The organism is Pseudomonas sp. SIMBA_068 (assembly GCF_046534705.1).
Taxonomy (GTDB): domain Bacteria; phylum Pseudomonadota; class Gammaproteobacteria; order Pseudomonadales; family Pseudomonadaceae; genus Aquipseudomonas; species Aquipseudomonas putida.
Genome location: NZ_JAWRYI010000535.1, coordinates 1 through 271, shown reverse-complemented (window position 1 = coordinate 271; position 271 = coordinate 1). Strand labels below are relative to the sequence as shown.

Annotated in this window: 1 protein-coding gene; it reads right to left on the bottom strand. The window is 43.2% G+C overall.

Annotated features, from left to right (window positions below):
- On the bottom strand, positions 1-271 hold a 271-nt coding region (locus SB756_RS30285), incomplete at both ends, for a Sir2 family NAD-dependent protein deacetylase (protein WP_410913265.1).

Here is a 271-nt window from a genome sequence, read left to right as displayed (position 1 = left end):
AGCGGTTCAACAGCTTCGCCTTGCTCATGAAATAGCGTCATTTGATCGAGCCTGCCGTGTATAGCAATGTAATTTTTGTTACCGGCTTTGCCATCAAGCCCATCTATATTTTGGGTTATTAAGTTTTTATCACTCAACCAATGATGCACGTCATTAGGGCCATGGTTACGATACGTTGCAAAGCGGTTGTAATACCAGGCTAAAAACTCGCGCGGATTGTTTTGATACATGACACGCGTCGCCATTTCCATAGGTGTATAGTTTTTACTGC